This is a genomic window from Nostoc sp. 'Peltigera membranacea cyanobiont' 210A, assembly GCF_002246015.1.
Classification (GTDB): domain Bacteria; phylum Cyanobacteriota; class Cyanobacteriia; order Cyanobacteriales; family Nostocaceae; genus Nostoc.
In genome coordinates this window covers 14,293-32,268 of record NZ_NOLJ01000012.1, presented here as the reverse complement: position 1 = coordinate 32,268, position 17,976 = coordinate 14,293, and the positions used below count along the sequence as shown (strand labels likewise).

General features: G+C 42.6%; 12 protein-coding genes and 1 pseudogene. 9 read left to right on the top strand and 4 right to left on the bottom strand.

Features of this window, described 5'->3' with window-relative positions; all coding sequences use genetic code 11:
• The first annotated feature begins 245 nt into the window (after window positions 1-245).
• The 4 genes and pseudogenes from CDG76_RS30275 to CDG76_RS30260 all read left to right on the top strand — a co-directional run bounded on the left by CDG76_RS30275 (window position 246) and on the right by CDG76_RS30260 (window position 6,018).
• A complete protein-coding gene (locus CDG76_RS30275; protein ID WP_094352550.1) occupies window positions 246-3,167 on the top strand; it encodes a HEAT repeat domain-containing protein in 2,922 nt (973 codons plus the stop codon).
• A gap of 279 nt (window positions 3,168-3,446) precedes the next feature.
• Window positions 3,447-4,067: pseudogene (locus tag CDG76_RS30270) on the top strand (hypothetical protein).
• A gap of 56 nt (window positions 4,068-4,123) precedes the next feature.
• A complete protein-coding gene (locus CDG76_RS30265; protein WP_094352549.1) occupies window positions 4,124-5,086 on the top strand; it encodes a hypothetical protein in 963 nt (320 codons plus the stop codon).
• A 17-nt stretch (window positions 5,087-5,103) separates the two neighbouring features.
• Window positions 5,104-6,018 carry a hypothetical protein gene (locus tag CDG76_RS30260; protein ID WP_094352548.1) on the top strand — a complete coding sequence of 305 codons (915 nt, stop codon included), beginning with the start codon at window positions 5,104-5,106 and terminating at the stop codon, window positions 6,016-6,018.
• Window positions 6,019-6,120: 102 nt separating this feature from the next.
• Here the strand turns inward: CDG76_RS30260 and CDG76_RS30255 are convergent, their stop codons facing one another.
• From CDG76_RS30255 to CDG76_RS30245, 3 genes are all read right to left on the bottom strand, one after another.
• Window positions 6,121-6,819 (bottom strand): DevA family ABC transporter ATP-binding protein, encoded by a 699-nt coding sequence (locus CDG76_RS30255; RefSeq protein ID WP_094352547.1) that lies wholly within the window; start codon window positions 6,817-6,819, stop codon window positions 6,121-6,123.
• A gap of 100 nt (window positions 6,820-6,919) precedes the next feature.
• On the bottom strand, window positions 6,920-8,095 hold the full coding sequence (gene devC / locus CDG76_RS30250; protein ID WP_094352546.1) for an ABC transporter permease DevC: 1,176 nt from the start codon (window positions 8,093-8,095) through the stop codon (window positions 6,920-6,922).
• Window positions 8,092-9,399 carry an HlyD family efflux transporter periplasmic adaptor subunit gene (locus CDG76_RS30245; protein ID WP_094352545.1) on the bottom strand — a complete coding sequence of 436 codons (1,308 nt, stop codon included), beginning with the start codon at window positions 9,397-9,399 and terminating at the stop codon, window positions 8,092-8,094. Before CDG76_RS30245 ends, devC begins: the two co-directional genes overlap by 4 nt.
• Before the next feature lie 404 nt (window positions 9,400-9,803).
• Between CDG76_RS30245 and CDG76_RS30240 the strand changes: the two genes are divergently transcribed.
• Window positions 9,804-10,418: a TetR/AcrR family transcriptional regulator gene (locus tag CDG76_RS30240; RefSeq protein ID WP_094352544.1), complete on the top strand. Its 615-nt coding sequence runs from the start codon at window positions 9,804-9,806 to the stop codon at window positions 10,416-10,418.
• Window positions 10,419-10,577: 159 nt separating this feature from the next.
• Here the strand turns inward: CDG76_RS30240 and infC are convergent, their stop codons facing one another.
• Entirely contained in the window at window positions 10,578-11,090 is a 513-nt protein-coding gene (gene infC, locus CDG76_RS30235; protein ID WP_094352543.1) for a translation initiation factor IF-3, read from the bottom strand.
• A 215-nt stretch (window positions 11,091-11,305) separates the two neighbouring features.
• Between infC and CDG76_RS30230 the strand changes: the two genes are divergently transcribed.
• The 4 genes from CDG76_RS30230 (at window position 11,306) to CDG76_RS30215 (ending at window position 17,866) form a co-directional block, all read left to right on the top strand.
• On the top strand, window positions 11,306-12,646 hold the full coding sequence (locus CDG76_RS30230; protein WP_094352542.1) for a DEAD/DEAH box helicase: 1,341 nt from the start codon (window positions 11,306-11,308) through the stop codon (window positions 12,644-12,646).
• Between the two features lie 185 nt (window positions 12,647-12,831).
• On the top strand, window positions 12,832-14,484 hold the full coding sequence (locus tag CDG76_RS30225) for an adenylate/guanylate cyclase domain-containing protein (protein WP_094352541.1): 1,653 nt from the start codon (window positions 12,832-12,834) through the stop codon (window positions 14,482-14,484).
• Between the two features lie 232 nt (window positions 14,485-14,716).
• Window positions 14,717-16,084 (top strand): NAD-dependent succinate-semialdehyde dehydrogenase, encoded by a 1,368-nt coding sequence (locus CDG76_RS30220; protein ID WP_094352540.1) that lies wholly within the window; start codon window positions 14,717-14,719, stop codon window positions 16,082-16,084.
• A gap of 138 nt (window positions 16,085-16,222) precedes the next feature.
• Window positions 16,223-17,866, top strand: coding sequence for an acetolactate synthase large subunit (locus CDG76_RS30215; RefSeq protein WP_094352723.1), 1,644 nt, complete (start codon window positions 16,223-16,225; stop codon window positions 17,864-17,866).
• Window positions 17,867-17,976 lie beyond the last annotated feature (110 nt).

Genomic DNA, 17,976 nt, shown 5'->3' with positions numbered 1-17,976 from the left:
GGGGTGGGGTTTTTGTACCTCATAAGGGACAAGAACCGCTATAATCCCATTCAAAGGTTAAAACGAAACATTAACCAAACCGCATTGGGACACCTGTAGCTTGCAATTCTCACAAATCAAATAGGATTACTGTATTAAGTCTGTTTGCTATTGGTAATTATAAAGATAGGGATACAAAACTTTCACAATAGTTTTGACGTATTCCTTTTATAGTATAAATGTACTATGTCTTGAGTTGTACAGCCATGCAACCTCTTCAGCCAGTTAGCGGATCGGATTTGCAAAGATTTTTGTCAGCACCAGAGGAGTTATTGCAACAGTCGGTAGCATTGCAATTAGCTGTTGCTAGTTTCCACCAGACACCGCGAAGTCTTTTAGAGATTCTAGTTAATAGTCCTGATGCACAGGTAGCAGAAGCAGCAAGTTTACACGTAAATTTGGCAGGAGAAATAACAGACGGGTGGCAGCAAGCAGTTGATGAAATCCTGCAACAGCGTCAGCTAGGGCAAAACGACCGATTGGCGGTAGAACTACTCAAAATCGGGACTGTACCTCCTTGCTTTTTCAGCCAATGGGTTCCAGCCGAGCCACTAATTCAAGGGTTGCGAAATCCCCAAATGCCCTTGCGTTATCGGTTGCAATTATTACAACGACTGTCACAGGAACCAACTTTAGAACCAAGGTTACAGGTAGCAGAGTCGCCAGAAACGCCGTCAGCAGTGTTGGAACAGTTGGCGGGTGATTTAGAATTACCAGTCCGGTTGGCGGTGAAGTTTAATCCCAGTTGTCCACCACCATTAATTGAACTCGTGGAAGGACAGTATGCCGTTGCATCTGACTGGAATACCGATAGCGAACAATTAGCGATACTGGGGCAGAGTCGTTGGGCGTGGGTGCGGTTGGCTGTGGCGCAAAATCCCTCAGCGACAGCAGAGACGCTGATGCAGTTGGCTGGTAATGCGGTGTACAAAATTCAGTTAGCTATTTCTCAAAATCCTTTTACTCCAACAGAAGCACTCAATTTGCTTGCAAACTATGTCGATAAAGAAACTCAAAATGAAATTTCCATCGCTTTAGCAAAACATCCCAACACTTCAGAGCAAGTATTATTAAAACTCTATCCCAAACACAAACATACAATTATTACTCAAAGGAAAAATTTACCACTAAGCATTATAGAGCAACTGGTACGCGATCGCAGTGATAAAAATTTTTACTACTACGTTAATTTGGTAATAAATCAGTCGAACATATCAGGAGAAATTCTCGAAGTTTTGGCAGATGATTCATTAGAGTCAATGCGAGTTAAGATTGCTAAACATCCACAAATGCTGATAGCAAAAGAATACAAGCAAATGATTTTGGGATGTTATCGGTTGCTATTAAGTAAAGAAAAAACTCAAGAAATTACAATTGCTCACCAATTAATGGCACAGCGTCCCGATAGTTCTTATGCTTTGGCGCAGGTTTTGGAAAAGGGAGATCAAAAAGCTAAATTGATCGCTGCACGTAGTAATAAAACTCCAATTCAAGTATTACAGCAACTAGCAAAAGACACAGATGAAACAGTTCGTTCTGTAGTTTCAGAAAATTCTAATTTACCACTTAGCAGCTTATTGGAGTTGACACAAGATTCAAGTCTCAAGGTTCGTAGTGGTTTAGCCCGGAAGCGATCGCATAAAAAAACTCCAGTGCAAGTACTGGAACGGTTAGCCAATGATGAATCAGCACAAGTTAGAGCGCAGGTTGCAGCTAATCTTGACACTCCTGTGGAATTATTGAAGATGCTTGCGAATGACCAGAAATCAGAGGTTTGGAGAGCTTTGACTCGTAATCCCAATACTCCTATGGACGTTTTAGAATTTTTGGGAGTAGAGAAAGGAATTGTCAGTATTTGGAATACCAATACACCTGGTAATGCTTTAGCAAAAGCTGTCGAACAAACTCTAAAAATGGACTACAGTTCTCGGTATAAAGCATTGGATGATCTGCTCAGACCTGCCACAGGTTCACAGATGCCTGCAAGTGTATTGGTGCAATTAGCCAGCCGCGAAACATCATGGATTCGCTCGTTGGTGGCGGGTCATCCCAATACCCCGATTTCTGCTTTGGAACCATTACTTAATGATGATTATGGCCCTGTTCTGTGGGCGATCGCTCGACGTGCTGATACTCCGCCTCAACTCCTGGAACGACTGCTACTGACGGTTACAGATCCAAAGAGCCAAGACTACGAACAAATCAGTTTAGCAATTTGCGATCGGCGTGAGATTCCTCCCAACCTATTAGAACCTTTGATGCAAAGTAACCTACAACAGGTTTATCAGAGAGTAGCTGCTCAACCAAATCTTCCGCAAGCAATTGTAGAACGACTAATGGCTGTATCAAATGATTTAGTGTTAATTACCCTAGCAGGTAATCAAAGCCTGACTGCCAAATTTCTAAACAGACTTGCTGAAAATCCCAATCCCAAAGTTTGCAGTGCGATTGTTAATCATCTCAACATGACTCCTGAGCTTTGGCTACAACTTGCTAATCATACAGAAGTTAGTGTGCGTCAAGTAACTGCTGCTTACTCGAATACTCCTGTGAATATTCTCGAAATATTAGCGAGGGATTCAGATAAAGATGTTCGTGTCAAGGTTGCTGCTAATACCAACTCGCCAGTAAATATTTTAGAACAATTGGCACGAGATCAGGACGCATCCGTTCGTACAGCTACCGCCTCTAATTCCCATCTTCCTGCAACTGTGCTGACACAACTGGCAAACGATGAAAAAGTCGAAGTCTGCCGCGCAGTTGCTCAAAATCCCAACACCCCTGCACCCATCCGCGAAAGCCTCCGCGATTTGATTGTACAACCCACCACCCGCCAAACTAGTCCTACCTTGCGCGGACTCAACCGCCTCTACAACCCCAGCACTGATGATTTAGTCAGCATACTTGCAGAATACGCGAGTTCAGAAAATGCCTTTGTGCGGTTAGTGACACTCCTCCACCCGCTAACTCCCCATGAAGTGCTGACTCAAGGGGCGCAGTCTGCATCCTGGCTGGAACGCTACGCCGTTGCTGATAATTCTGGGACTCCAAGCGTTTTACGCCAGCAACTTGCTGAAGATAGCAACCGGATTGTCCGCGCAGCCGCTAGAGTTAATACTAATTCGTAATTCGTAATTCGTAATTCGTAATTCGTAATTAATATCCGTCAGATTTAGTCTGACTTTTCACGTTATGTGGAAAAGCCACGAAAAACCTAACCCCCTAACCCCCTTCCCTACCAGGGAAGGGGGAAAATTCAAAGTCTCTCTCCTTTTAGGAGAGAGATTTAGAGAGAGGTTTTCCAGATACCGTGAAAAGTCAGAGATTTAGTGTGGGTTTCAGAGTTTGAATTTGTTGCTGGATTTTAGATAATTGGTATAACTTGTGAATAATTGAGGATGTTGCAGATGGCATACAGTGATTTCACACTTGCCAAAGTTCGAGAAACGTTTCAACTTGTAATTGATGAAAAGCGCAATCTCTTCAAAGATGTGTCGCCTATTCAACCTTCCGCTACCTTAACAACGCTCTTAGAAGAATATACTCAACTAGCAACTGCCATCAACACGGAAAAAGCCCGTTCAGAATTACTAATTATGCCAGTTCTTACGGAAGTTAGACGACAGTTAAATTATCAAATTTCACTGTTTTCTGGAACAGATTTTGATGTAGATAGTAGTAAAGGATTGAATGGATTTTGTGATTTTATTCTCTGTGGTTCTGAAGAATAGTTTTACATTAAATCGCCTGTAATTACAATTATTGAGGCGAAAAATGAAAATATCAAAGGTGGTTTAGGACAATGTATTGCCACTATGATAGCTGCCCAATTATTCAATCAAAATACTCAACAAGAAGTTAAGACAATCTATGGAGTTGTGACTAGTGGAACCAACTGGCGATTTTTAATGTTGGAAGGAGTAACAGCATACATTGATATAGTTGAATACTACATCAATGATGTTGATAAAATTATTGGTATTCTGTTGCAACCATTTCAATCTGCTTTACTACAAGCATCGTTATGATAATAATCGCAAATTTATCAATCACATAACTGTAATTAAATTGCACCTAATATACTATGCACACTGAAACAGAACGCATTTTTGGAACTCTACAAGTTCTTGTTGATCCTTACTTAGCTGTTGATTTACCAGGTCATGAAGATGGTACTATTGTTCCATTTGTTTGGGACGTATCTGAGCAAGGAGAATTTAATGTTATCAATCTCTGTTTGGCTAATGGTTGGCTACAGCTTACAGATGTAGATAAGCGAATCAGAAGTTGGCAAAAAATGGAATATGCTAAATCGTTTTATGACTTTTATTTAGGTGTTGAAGAGGAAAATCTCAGGAAAAATAAATTTGAATATTTATTACAACTTTTACACATAAATTTACAAGATTTAGAATCTTTTTTACAAGATTTAGACTCTTTTAGCTCGATGCCTTATTCTTGTAGTAGAGGTGTTATTTTACCAGGTTTAGTAATTGGTAGAACAGGAGACGGAACTTGGATTTGTATTTGTCCAACTGTTTATAAACAAACAACAATTCCACAAGAGCTAATTTATCGTTCTCCTCTATCTCAATCAACCTCTAGTCAACTATACGGAGAAAATACACTAAACTTAATTTCACAAATTGAAGCAATAACCTCAGAACTAGGCATAATTTCTTTAGAAGGTGATTTGGGTGGTGGTTATTACTATCACTACGATCATCAAATTGTTTATGGTGTTGCTGTATCTAAAGAACTAGCATTTGAACAGGCTTTCCAAAAGTCTGGAATTCTAGAACTAAAACAATTTCATAGTTTTTATCCTGACAAAAACTACTTAGGAGAGTACTATGAAGGTTATAAGCTTGAAGAAGTTTTTGCAAAATATGAGCAAGTTAATAATTTTTTTAACCAGATATTTCCTGAAGTAATTATGTATAGATTCAGTTTTTTTACTCAGGAGCATATATACATAATAGGTCAAAGTAACCCTGGAGATTGGGTTGGACTATATCTAAAAAGTGAATTTGTTTACAATCCCTAGATTTATTAATATCAAAAATGAAACTCGAAACAGAACAACTTCTTGCTACATTAGAACTACTCTGCTCAAGTTCCTTTGTTTGGGAAACTGCAACCCAAGGTGAATTTAACATTTGGAGTTTAATGATTTCCGAAGGCTTTGTCAACCTCACAGATATAGAACTTACTTTTAAACATTGGCAAAATATTGAAGAATGGGGAACTCCTACTAATCAACAAGAATATGGTGAATACGCCCCGCCGCGTTCTAAACGCGAGGACAACAGTTGGAACGAAAGTATTGCTAATGAACGCCTTGGCTACTATCAACAACTTCAGCAGTTAGTTAAAAATAATCTGCAAAATATTCAAGCATATAATTTATCTGTTCCCAAAGCAGCACATCAATACTTTGAGTGGGAACATCCATATTTTTCTGTGTCGATTGTGGTTGGTGAAACTAGCGATCGCCACTGGTTTTGCCTTGCCCCCACTGTCCCCGATCAAGTAAGCGATAATTACCGCGATCGCAATCAACCCACAACACAAATTGTCTCCGAAGAATCACCAAGCGAAGCACCTCAAATGATAACTGAAGTTCAAATTCTGCTTAATAATCTCACCCCAATTACCAACTACGGCTACTACCACGGCGGATACAACTACACGTACGAACATCAAATTGTCGGTGCGATCGCCAAAACCAAAACGACAGCCATTGAACTTGCACTGCAAGCAGCAACTATGGTTTTTTTGGAGAAACGAACAGTTGAATATGCTGATGATGGCTACAATAGCCGTAAACTCAGCCAGTTTATGAACCAGTGTTTAGCTCATCGCACTTGTTACAGTATCAGTTTTTGGGATGTTGACTACACCTACGAAGTCGGACAAACCCCAGCAGGTGATTGGATAGGGGTGCGATCGCAAGGCGAATTTGAATACAATCCTTAGAAAGAGTAGCAAAAACCTAATGTCTAAAAAGTCTGATTCGCAGTTCCAAAATCTCTTTACTTCACAAATTTGATTTGTGAGAATTGCTCAAAAAGAATTTGCTTAAGATGCTGCAACAACAGCACGGTCATTTACTAGCTTGCCATCTTCCATGTAGACGATGCGATCGGCAATATCTAGAATGCGGTTGTCATGAGTAACCAAAAGAATGGTACAATCTTGTTCCTTAGATAATTTTTGCATGAGGTTGACCACATCTCGTCCCGATTTACTGTCAAGGGCGGCGGTGGGTTCATCCGCTAAAACAATTTTAGGACGACCGACTAAAGCACGAGCGATCGCAACTCTTTGTTTTTGTCCCCCAGATAAATCATCAGGATAATAATTCAAGCGCTCTCCCAATCCTACCTCCTCTAATATTTGGGCTGACCGGGTTTTCATTTCTGCCGGTGAAATATTATTATGCACTTCCAAGCCCATTCTGACGTTTTGGAGTGCTGTTAGGCTACCATGCAAGTTATGTGCTTGGAAAATATAACCGTTACTGCGTCGCACCTGGGTAAGTTGTGCTTTGCTAGCGCCACACAATTCTTGTTCCAATATCTGCAAACTGCCGGATTGGGCAGAACGCAAGCCGCCTGCTAAGGTGAGAAGTGTAGTCTTACCAGAACCAGAAGGCCCTGTCATAATAATAATTTCGCCGGCGTTAATATCCAGGTTGATATCAAAGAGAACTTGCTTGCGGAGTTGGCCATGACCAAAATAGTGGTCGAGATTTTTAATAGAGATTACAGAAGGCATACTAATTTTAGATTTTAGATTTTATATTTTAGATTGGCGATTAGGGATTTCCCAATCCCCAGTCCCCAATCCCCAGTCCCCAGTCCCCAGTCCCCATTTTCTAAAACATATCTGCGGGGTCAGCGGATTGTAATTTACGGGTGGCGATCGCACCAGAAATTACACACATAATCATAGTCAGTGTTAATACCGTCAAAGCCCGCGCTACGGTCATATAAAGTGGTAAATTGGTGGCATTACGAGTTAAATGATAAAGTCCTAAAGGTGCGATCGCTCCTGGGATAAAGCCCAAGATAGCTAAAATAATCGCCTCTTCAAACACCACACCTAATAAATAAAGATTGTTATACCCCATTGCTTTGAAAGTGGCGTATTCTTTGATATGAGAATTCACATCTGTAGAAAGAACTTGATAGACGATAATCACGCCCACCATAAATCCCATTGCTACACCCAGGCTGAAAATAAATCCGATGGCTGTATTTGTTTTCCAGTAATTTATTTCAAATTCGATAAATTCTGCTCTGGTTAAAACTTTGACATCATCATCTAAATAAGCTTCTAAAGCTGCTTTCATCTGCTTTGGGTCGTAGCCTGGTTGTAGTTGCACCAAACCGAGACTGACACCGCTGGCTTCTCGTCTAGGAAATAGTCGCAGAAAGTTCTGGTCGTTGGTGATTAAAGTACCATCGGCGATGAAGGAAGCCCCGACTGAAAATAAGCCGCTAATCGTAATTGTCCGGCGTTCTATTTCGGTTGTGACAGTTTTACCTTGGTCAATTTTAGCGATCGCATCATTATAATCTCCCCTAGAGGCGCGATCGAACAAAACGGTATCTGGTAGCTTAACAGCATCTATCTGGCGATTTACATCTGCTAAGTTAAACACTTGCCGATCGGGATTGAACCCCATAACTAATATTGTCGTCTTCTGTTGTGTTTGGGGATTTTTCCAATCAACAATGTTGACATACATTCCTTCTGCCGACTTTACACCGGGTACATCCATTGCTTGATACAGCCGCCGCCGCGTAAAGCTAGACATATTTGCTAGGTTACGTGCTTGGGGACTGATGACAAACATATCAGCCTGCATACTGCGATGCAAGATTGTGTTACTTTCAAACAGGGCAGTCTGAAATCCTAGCTGCATGAACATCAGAACATCGGCAAAGGCAATGCCTGACAATGCTACCAAAAGACGGCCTTTTTCATGACTCAGTTGCAGCCATCCTAAAGGCGTTCGCCGCCGCAGTTGCTGGATAAATCCAATCACAGTTCAATTACCGCCTTGACTTGCAAATTAGTTAAGCTAGAAGCATTTTGGCTAGATAGTTTATTCAGTTGCACATGCACTTCCACTACTCTGGCATCAATATTGCTAGAGGGATCGGCGTTAATCAGATTTTGCCGCTTTACCTGCATACCAATCCAATCCACTCTTCCCTCTAATTCATTGCGGAGGGAATCACTGCTTACCAGCACCTCTTGTCCCGGACGCACTTTCTTGATATCACTTTGGTAGACTTCTACTACTGCATACATCTGGTCGGTTTGACCTAGAGCCACAATTCCTTCATCGCCAACAGTTTCTCCGGCTCGTGTATTAATCTCCAAAATTCGACCAGCTTTTGGAGCCACAACATAAGCCTGTGCCAGTTCTGCTCTAATTTTCTCCACGGTGGCTTGAGCGCTGTCCACCTCTGCTTGTGCATTTGCTATATCTGTGGGACGGACTTCAGCAGTTTGATTCAGGTTAGCTTTTGCTTCGTTAATCTGCTGTTGCAAGCTGGCGAGGGTTTGATCCTGGTTAGCTTTTGCTTCGTTAATCTGCTGTTGTAGGGTTGCGACAGTTCTTGTCTGAGTGGCTTGGCTTTCAATTAACGCTTGCGTGGAAGTTTCGGCACTTAAACGTCTGCTATCAACTTCCTGACTAGAAATTGCTCCTGCTTTATATAAAGTCTCGTAGCGCTGCACCTCAGCTTGAGCATTACGTCTCTCGGCTGCTACGCGAGCCACTGTTGCTTGCAAGCTCCGTTGTTGCCCTTGCAATTCTGCTTCTAGACGATTAATTGTGGCTTGCTGAGTTTTAATGTTTCCTTGTAGTTCTACTTGCACACGATTCACGGTTGCTTGACGCGCCCCAATTTCTCCCTGTTTGGCTCCAGCTTTTACTTGGTTAAGGCGGGATTTGGCAACTTGAACTTGTTTTTGGGCTTCACTCAAAGTAGCTTGTAGGCGATCGCGGTTGTCCATAATCGCAACTACCTGCCCAGCTTTGACGCGATCGCCTTCTTTCACCAATAGTTGCTCTACCCGATTTCCTTCATTAGAAGAAGGCGCTGACAGTTTTATTATTTCTCCCTTTGGTTCCAACCGCCCTAATGCTGTTACTGTTTTTACCACTGGCTGAACTGCTACTGGTGCTGTTTGCTTTTCATTAGCTGTAGCCTGAAGCTTCATCAACGTATAAACACTGATTCCACCTATTGCTAGAGATGTAAGTATTGCAAGTAGAAGTGGCGATCGCAAAAGATTCTGAGAAGACCCTAAACCCTCTGAATTCCTGTTTTCCCTCATCCTATTCCCCCTTACCACCAGTAGCAACCTGTACTAAACTGTCCAGTTCAATTTATGCTAAACTAAACGGACTAGTTTAGTCAATAGGACACAACTAAACTTGTCACTCGATTTGCTTGGCATTAGGGACTTGCAAAAAATAAATTATCCCCAATCATTTCTAGATTTGTATGGGCACAGGTATTGCGTCCCTAGACGGGATATTTTTTTAACTGGAAATCCCTTATGCTGCGGAATGCTATTCCCTATTGGGATTGATTATCTACGACAAAAAAGTAGAGGAGAGGAAAGCTGATAATAGAGGCTTTGGGGCTTTATCAAAGGGTATATTTATTTTCGCCATTTTGTACTAAAGCATTTTGCAGCATCTATTAATATTGTTGAGAAGAAAGGATAATTAATAAATGGTACGCATCAAAACTGACGAAGTTGATCGAGATAATTCTGTTGATAAAGTAGAGCAAATTCTGCAAGGTGCAATGCAAGAGTTTCTCCAAAATGGCTATGCTGGTACGAGCATGGATCGGGTAGCAGTAGCAGCAGGTGTTTCTAAAGCGACAGTCTACAGCCACTTTCAAGATAAAGAAGGACTATTTAAAGTACTGTTAGAGCAACTGACAAGTAAAAAGAATAGCTCCATTTTTGGCACAGAACCGATTGAGGGAGAACCAGCCACTATAGTGCGCCAGGTAGTAACCAAAGCATTAGATCAAATGCTTAACGACAAAGAACATAGTGCATTTATGCGAGTACTAATCGGGGAATCTGGGCGTTTTCCTGAGTTAGCTCAAATTTGTGTTCGGGTGATGATTAAGCCAGTAGCCGAAACTCTCACCCACTACTTGGCGGCTCCAGAATTAAAGATACCCGATCCAGAGGCGACAGCGAGAATTCTCTTAGGAGCATTAGTGCATTTTCATATTACTCAAAATGTGATGCATGGACAGGACATTGTACCAATGGAAAGCGATCGCTTGATTGATGCCTTGACACACCTGATCGCAAAATGCGCCGATTGATTGGTTATATCCCGGCGCGTGGCGCTTGTTTGGTCGGAAAGTCAAATTCACCTTGAATAACAGTTGACTGTTTTTTCCATAGAAGCTACAGTACTGTGTCCGGCTTTTTTCGTTCCTTACAAGCTGCCACCAATACATCCTCTAGCGATCGCCAGATAACTAAGCAGGAATAACTTGAACAACTAGAGCGCGTTTATCCAGCGACTGGATTTTACCTACTTGACTGAGATCGTTTGCAATTCGGTCTAGCAGTTCTCCTGCTTTGTCACGATATTGATGTTCTCGGCCTCGTAAACGAATGGCAAACTTGACAGAATCGCCTTTACTCAACCATTGACCTGCTTGTTCGATACGTAAATTGTAATCAGCCATACCCACGTTTAGACCGAATCGAACTTCTTTTACCGTGGGTCTAGCACTCTGGCTCTGACGTTTTTTCTTTTGATATTGTAGCTTGCCATAGTTGAGAATCTTGGCGATTGGAGCGTCTTTACCTTGAGAAACTACAACTAAGTCAAGCTCTAAGCTTTCGGCTAGCTGTAACGCCTCATTGGTGTCGATCAGACCACGATTATTATTCTCATGGTCAATCAAGAAGACGCTAGGTGATTTGATTTGTGAATTAATCAGTTGCTTTTGGATTGCGATAATGAATTTCTCCCATTTGTTCAATACTTTGCTTTACAAGCAGGTAATGCTAATTTAACACAACACTGAATCAGAGCAACTTTAACAACACAATAGACGGCAATCTGATAGAATGAGGGACTGCGGCACTCGCTCTCAGTCTTTGCGCTACTGCCCATCCAGCTTTTCAATGATTTTTATCCGTCCGCCTAAGACTGACGCCATGATTGGCGACAGGCCGATGTTATTTTTGGAGTCTTATGTCTTTTTCCGATCTCGGCTTGTCCAATGAAATTATCCGTGCTGTTACCGAACGAGGGTACACGGAACCCACGCCAATCCAGATGCAGTCCATTCCTGCTGTCTTGTCGGGTAAAGATTTATTAGCTGGGGCACAAACTGGCACTGGAAAGACCGCTAGTTTTACATTACCGCTTTTGCATCGGTTGTCGTCTAACAAGAGCAAAGGTACGCCTAATGGATACCCACCAATCCGGGCGTTGATTCTCACCCCGACTCGCGAACTCGCTGCCCAAGTGGAAGAAAGCGTGCGCGAGTACGGCAAGTACTTAAATCTCAACTCGATGGTGATGTTTGGCGGAGTCAGTATTAATCTGCAAAAACAGCGTTTGAGGAGTCGAGTGGATATTTTGGTCGCGACTCCAGGGCGACTCCTAGACCACGTACAGCAGGGTACGCTGAATTTATCACAGATTGAGGTTTTGGTGCTGGATGAAGCCGATCGGATGCTGGACATGGGTTTTATTAATGATATCCGCCGCATCCTCTCACTCCTGCCCAAACAGCGGCAGAATTTGCTATTCTTTGCCACTTTCTCAGACAAAATTAAGGCACTGGCCGCCGGACTACTCAATAACCCAACAATGATTGAGGTAGCACGCCGCAACGTTACCGCCGACACGATCGCCCAGAAAGTTTACCAAGTAGACCGTGACAAGAAACGCCAATTACTTGCTCATCTGATTCGGCGAGATAATTGGTATCAAGTACTAGTATTCACTCGCACCAAGTATGGCGCTGACCGTTTAGTGAAGCAGTTGGGCGAAGACCGCATTCAAGCATTGGCAATCCACGGTAATAAAAGCCAGCCGGTGCGTACTAACGCTCTGGCCAAGTTCAAAAATGGCACCTTACAAGTATTGGTGGCGACAGACATTGCTGCTAGGGGTCTTGACATCAGCGAACTGCCCCATGTTGTTAACTTTGATTTGCCCAATGTACCCGAAGATTATGTTCATCGTATTGGTCGCACCGGTCGCGCTGGCGCATCAGGTGAAGCTGTATCGCTAGTGTGCATTGATGAACAGCATCTATTGACAGATATCGAAAAACTGATTGAGCAACGCTTGCCGAAGGAAGTGGTTGCTGGTTTTGCGCCCAACCCCGATATCAACCCCGAACCAATTGCAAATGTACGGCAACACAGAGCCAAGCCCGGAAGTGAGAAGCGTCCGGCTCGTACTCCTAAACCGTTACCACAGACATCGGCTAAACGTAAAGCAGCGCCACCTGCCACTAATGGCGAGAAACCTGGCGCTCGTTCATCGGCATCGCGCCGTTCTGCTAAACGCGATCGCTAACATTCGTTAGCTGTTCAATAGATTGATTTTTCACGGATTCTGGAAAACATTCAATGTAATATCTGTCACATACAGTTGTCGGAATGCAGTTAACAGTGTCATAAACAAAAGGTGAAGGTTAACCTGTAGGGTATAACTTACCTTAGAGTTGCTTGACCTCTAGCTTCGATGGATCTATCACACTCATGACTGAACTGACGCTACGCCTACAAGAGGGAGATACCGAGACCACGATCGCAGTTGACCAAGATGTATTTACAATTGGTCGTTTGCCGGAATGTAATTTGTACTTACCTTTTGGTGGAGTATCCCGCAACCATGCTCGCCTGGTAAAAACGGCTGATGGTGTGTGGACTATTGAGGATCTGGGCAGCAAAAACGGGACGCAAGTCAATAAATATCTGGTTAACTATCCCCAAGAGTTACATCACGGCGATATCGTTTGGCTGGGCAATGTCAGCTTGGTTGTGCTGCTCACAACCCGTGTTTCTCAACCGACACCTGAGTATCCCGGAATTTCGGAGATTAATGAGCAAAGAACAATCCTTCACAATGTCGAACAATTACAACAGCAATGGATTGCAGCTGATAGTAAGGATGGCAACATCAGCAATAAGGACAAAACCATTGCCCGTCTCAAAGACTTAGTGGACATAGCGAAAAATCTTTGTGCAGCCGCATCTATAGAAGAGATTTTTTCGCAGGTGCAGCAAGTAGTTTTTCGTTATCTTGATAGTATCGATCGCTTGGCATTATTAATTGATGTCAATGGTTGCGGCCAGTTAGAATTAATGAATGCTGCCACTAGAAATATTTCTCAACAGAAAAATCTCCCTTCTGATGGTAGTTGGATTAGTCGTAGTATTTGTCAAAAAGTATTTGATGAAAAAGTAGTCATTCAAACCGGTGATACTCATCAGGATGAACGGTTTGCTAGCGAACAGAGTATTTTGGTCAAAGGCATTCGTAGCGCGATGGCAGTGCCTTTATGGGATGAAAATAAAGTTGTGGGCGTATTGTATGCCGATGCCAATTTTTCTTCTTACCATTGGGCAAATGAAGGTGAGGAAGAATTGAGCTTTTTTTCAGCTTTGGCAAACCTTGTCGCTTCTAGCGTGCAGCGTTGGCTATTAGTAGAGAAACTCAAAACTGAAGAGATGATTCGTCACCGACTAGAACGTTATCATTCTCCAGCAGTTGTACAACAGTTGATATCTGTAGGCGGATTACCGGGTGGTCGTTTAGCTCCCGCCGAGAGCGAAATCAGTATTTTGTTCGCGGATTTAGTTGGCTTTACGGCAATTTCTGAAAGGTTAACACCAACTGCGATCGCTCAACTATTAAATAATTTATTTGAAGAAATGCTAAAAGAAGTGTTTGGTTGCGGCGGCACTTTAGATAAATATATTGGCGATTGCATTATGGCATTTTTTGGCGCTCCAGAACCGCAAGCAGATCATGCCGATCGCGCTGTTACTGCTGCCAAGGGAATGCTCACTCGTTTGGAACATCTTAATGCCAATGGTTTTTGGCACGAACCCCTGCAATTACGTATTGCGATTAATAGCGGTAAAGCTGTGGTGGGAGATGTCGGTAGTTCCCAAAGGGTAGATTATACGGCATTAGGCGCAACGATTAATCTTGCTGCTCGGATGGAAGCAGTTTGTCCCCCTAGTGAATGTGTGATTAGTGAAGTCACCCATAAAATGCTTTCAGAACCCTCAGACTTCCAAGAAATGGGAGATTATCGTTTCAAAGGTATTGAGCGATTAGTTAAGGTTTATCAGACAAAATTGCAGCCAGTGCCAACAATCATTGCTCCAATCATGAATCTTTAGGTATTGGGTATTAGAAAAACAATTAACAGCTAACTAAATAATTAACAAATGCTAATTTATCATGATAAATACATAGTTTACTTGTATATTTTGTTTCAAAATAATTTCAAAATTGTAATATTAAGCAACCAATTCTGGGTTAAAAGACTAGAATTTGGGTGGTAGCTTCCAGAATTGATCTGTGTAACACTAGGAAGCCTACCGAAGCTATTTTTTAACGGGAGGTCAGGTAATGGCGATCGCCACCATTAATCCCGCCACTGGGGAGACGCTCAAAACCTTTGAGGCGCTCAATGATGCAGAAATTGCCGCTAAACTCGATTTAGCCGATCGGACTTTTGAACAGTATCGTCAGACAAGTTTCTCTGAACGATCGCACTGCCTGCAAAAAGCTGCCGACATTTTAGAGCAAGATAAAGCAGAATTTGCTAAGTTAATGACTCTAGAAATGGGTAAACCATTTAAAGCTGCGATCGCAGAAGTCGAAAAATGCGCCGTTGTCTGTCGCTACTATGCCGAACACGCCCCTGGTTTCTTAGCTGATGTCAGTGTAAAAACTGATGCCAGCCAGAGTTTTGTACGTTATCAACCAATAGGTGCAATTCTTGCGGTGATGCCGTGGAATTTCCCTTTCTGGCAAGTGTTCCGCTTTGCTGCACCGGCACTCATGGCGGGAAATGTCGGCTTACTCAAACACGCTTCCAATGTGCCGCAGTGCGCCTTGGCAATTGAAGATATTATCCGACGGGCAGGTTTTCCTGAAGGTGCTTTTCAAACTCTATTAATAGGCGCTGCCAAAGTTGCCGATTTAATGGCTGATGACCGCGTAAAAGCTGCTACCTTGACCGGAAGCGAACCAGCAGGTGCATCCCTCGCCGTCGCCGCCGGCAAACAAATTAAAAAAACAGTTTTGGAATTAGGAGGAAGTGACCCGTTTATTGTGTTAGAAAGTGCTGACTTAGAGACAGCAGTTGTCACAGCAACTACAGCGCGGATGTTAAATAACGGGCAATCATGTATTGCAGCGAAACGTTTTATTGTCGCAGATGCGATCGCAGACAAATTTGAAAAATTGCTTTTAGAAAAATTTGAGGCGCTGAAAGTAGGCGATCCTATGCAACCAGATACCGATTTAGGGCCACTGGCAACACCTGGTATTCTCCAGGATTTAGATCAACAAGTGCAAGGTGCTATTAGCAGTGGTGGTAAAGTCATCATCGGTGGACATCCTTTATCAGATCGTCCTGGAAACTTTTATCCGCCAACGATTATCATAGATATCCCCACCGACACAACAATTGCAAAAGAAGAATTCTTTGGTCCAGTAGCCTTGTTATTCCGGGTTCCAGATATCGATGCTGCCATCAAACTTGCTAATGACTCACCCTTTGGCTTAGGTGCAAGTGCTTGGACAACCAATAAACAAGAGAGCGATCGCTTGGTTGAGGAAATCGAAGCTGGTGCAGTGTTTATCAACAGTATGGTCAAATCCGATCCTCGGTTGCCCTTTGGTGGCATCAAGCGTTCTGGATATGGCAGAGAATTGAGTATCCAAGGTATACATGAGTTTGTAAATGTTAAAACCGTGTGGATTAAATGATTAGTCATTGGTCATTAGTCATTGGTCACTTGTACTGAGCGTAGTCGAAGTATTAGTCATTGGTCATTGGTCAAAGGACAAATGACTAATGACAAAGAACAAAAGTCTTATTCGTTAATAGAGTTGTCGGAAAATAAAATGAATACAGCAGAATTATTGGTGCAGTGCCTAGAAAATGAAGGAGTGCAATATATTTTTGGACTACCTGGTGAAGAAAACCTTCACGTTTTGGAAGCGTTAAAACATTCTTCGATTAAATTTATTACGACTCGTCATGAACAGGGTGCAGCATTCATGGCCGATGTCTATGGACGCTTAACCGGAAAAGCTGGAGTGTGTCTTTCTACTCTTGGCCCTGGGGCAACTAATTTGATGACTGGGGTAGCAGATGCTAACCTCGATGGTGCGCCCTTAGTAGCGATTACCGGTCAAGTGGGAACAGATAGAATGCACATTGAATCCCACCAATATTTAGATTTGGTGGCAATGTTTGCACCTGTTACCAAGTGGAATAAGCAGATTGTGCGACCGAGTATTACACCCGAAGTAGTGCGGAAAGCATTTAAGCGATCGCAATCCGAAAAACCTGGCGCAGTTCACATCGATTTGCCAGAAAATATTGCTGCCATGCCCGTCGAAGGCAAACCTTTGCGTAAGGATAATAGCGAAAAAACTTATGCATCTTTTGCTAGCATTCGGGCAGCAGCAGCCGCAATTTGCCAAGCAGTTAACCCATTAATTTTAGTCGGAAATGGGGCAATTCGCGCTCATGCGAGTGATGCAGTCACGCAATTTGCCACCTTGCTGAATATACCTGTTGCCAATACCTTCATGGGTAAAGGCGTTATTCCCTACACACATCAATTAGCGTTGTGGTCAGTGGGATTACAGCAAAGAGATTTTATTACCTGTGGCTTTGATAACACAGATTTAGTAATTGCGATCGGCTATGATTTGATTGAGTTTTCCCCCAAGAAATGGAATCGAAATGGTGAAATTCCTATTGTGCATATTGGGGTAAGTCCAGCAGAGATTGATAGTAGTTATATTCCCAACGCCGAAGTAGTGGGAGATATTTCAGATTCCCTCTATGAAATCTTAAAATTAGCAGACAGACAAGGCAAACCAGATCCCTTTGCTATTAGCTTAAGATCGGAGATTCGCGCTGATTACGAACAGTATGCCCATGATGACGGATTTCCCATTAAGCCGCAAAAGTTAATTTATGACTTACGCCAAGTGATGGGCCCAGATGATATCGTCATCTCTGATGTTGGCGCACATAAAATGTGGATGGCCCGTCATTATCATTGCCATAGTCCCAATACTTGCATAATTTCCAACGGCTTCGCGGCTATGGGTATTGCCATTCCTGGCGCTTTAGCAGCAAAACTGGTTCATCCCAAGCGCAAAGTCGTGGCTGTAACAGGTGATGGTGGCTTTATGATGAATTCTCAAGAATTAGAAACAGCCTTGCGTGTCGGTACGCCCTTTGTCACCATAATTTTCAATGATGGTGGCTATGGATTAATTGAGTGGAAGCAAGAAAATCAATTTGGTAAAGGAAACTCATCCTTTGTGCATTTTAGCAATCCTGATTTTGTTAAATTCGCCGAAAGCATGGGTTTAAAAGGCTATCGAGTTGAATCGGCTTTAGATTTGATTCCTACTTTGAAAGAAGCCCTCGCTCAAGATGTACCTGCGGTGATAGATTGTCCCGTAGACTATCGGGAGAATCACCGCTTTAGTCAAAAAGCCGGCGAGTTGACTTGTGCGTTGTAAAAAGTAGAGACGCGATTAATCGGCGTCTGTACAAGAGTTAGGAGTTAGGAGTTAGGAGTTATTTATTCCCAACTCCTTATTAATTTCTACTCCTTTAGTGTTTTGGTAGG

Coding starts and splice junctions, on each gene's coding strand:
- CDG76_RS30215 (WP_094352723.1), top strand. CDS start 16,223: ATGAATACAGCAGAATTATTGGTGCAGTGCCTAGAAAATGAAGGAGTG.
- CDG76_RS30245 (WP_094352545.1), bottom strand. CDS start 9,399: ATGAGGGAAAACAGGAATTCAGAGGGTTTAGGGTCTTCTCAGAATCTT.
- CDG76_RS30255 (WP_094352547.1), bottom strand. CDS start 6,819: ATGCCTTCTGTAATCTCTATTAAAAATCTCGACCACTATTTTGGTCAT.
- CDG76_RS30225 (WP_094352541.1), top strand. CDS start 12,832: ATGACTGAACTGACGCTACGCCTACAAGAGGGAGATACCGAGACCACG.
- CDG76_RS30240 (WP_094352544.1), top strand. CDS start 9,804: ATGGTACGCATCAAAACTGACGAAGTTGATCGAGATAATTCTGTTGAT.
- CDG76_RS30265 (WP_094352549.1), top strand. CDS start 4,124: ATGCACACTGAAACAGAACGCATTTTTGGAACTCTACAAGTTCTTGTT.
- CDG76_RS30230 (WP_094352542.1), top strand. CDS start 11,306: ATGTCTTTTTCCGATCTCGGCTTGTCCAATGAAATTATCCGTGCTGTT.
- CDG76_RS30260 (WP_094352548.1), top strand. CDS start 5,104: ATGAAACTCGAAACAGAACAACTTCTTGCTACATTAGAACTACTCTGC.
- CDG76_RS30220 (WP_094352540.1), top strand. CDS start 14,717: ATGGCGATCGCCACCATTAATCCCGCCACTGGGGAGACGCTCAAAACC.
- CDG76_RS30275 (WP_094352550.1), top strand. CDS start 246: ATGCAACCTCTTCAGCCAGTTAGCGGATCGGATTTGCAAAGATTTTTG.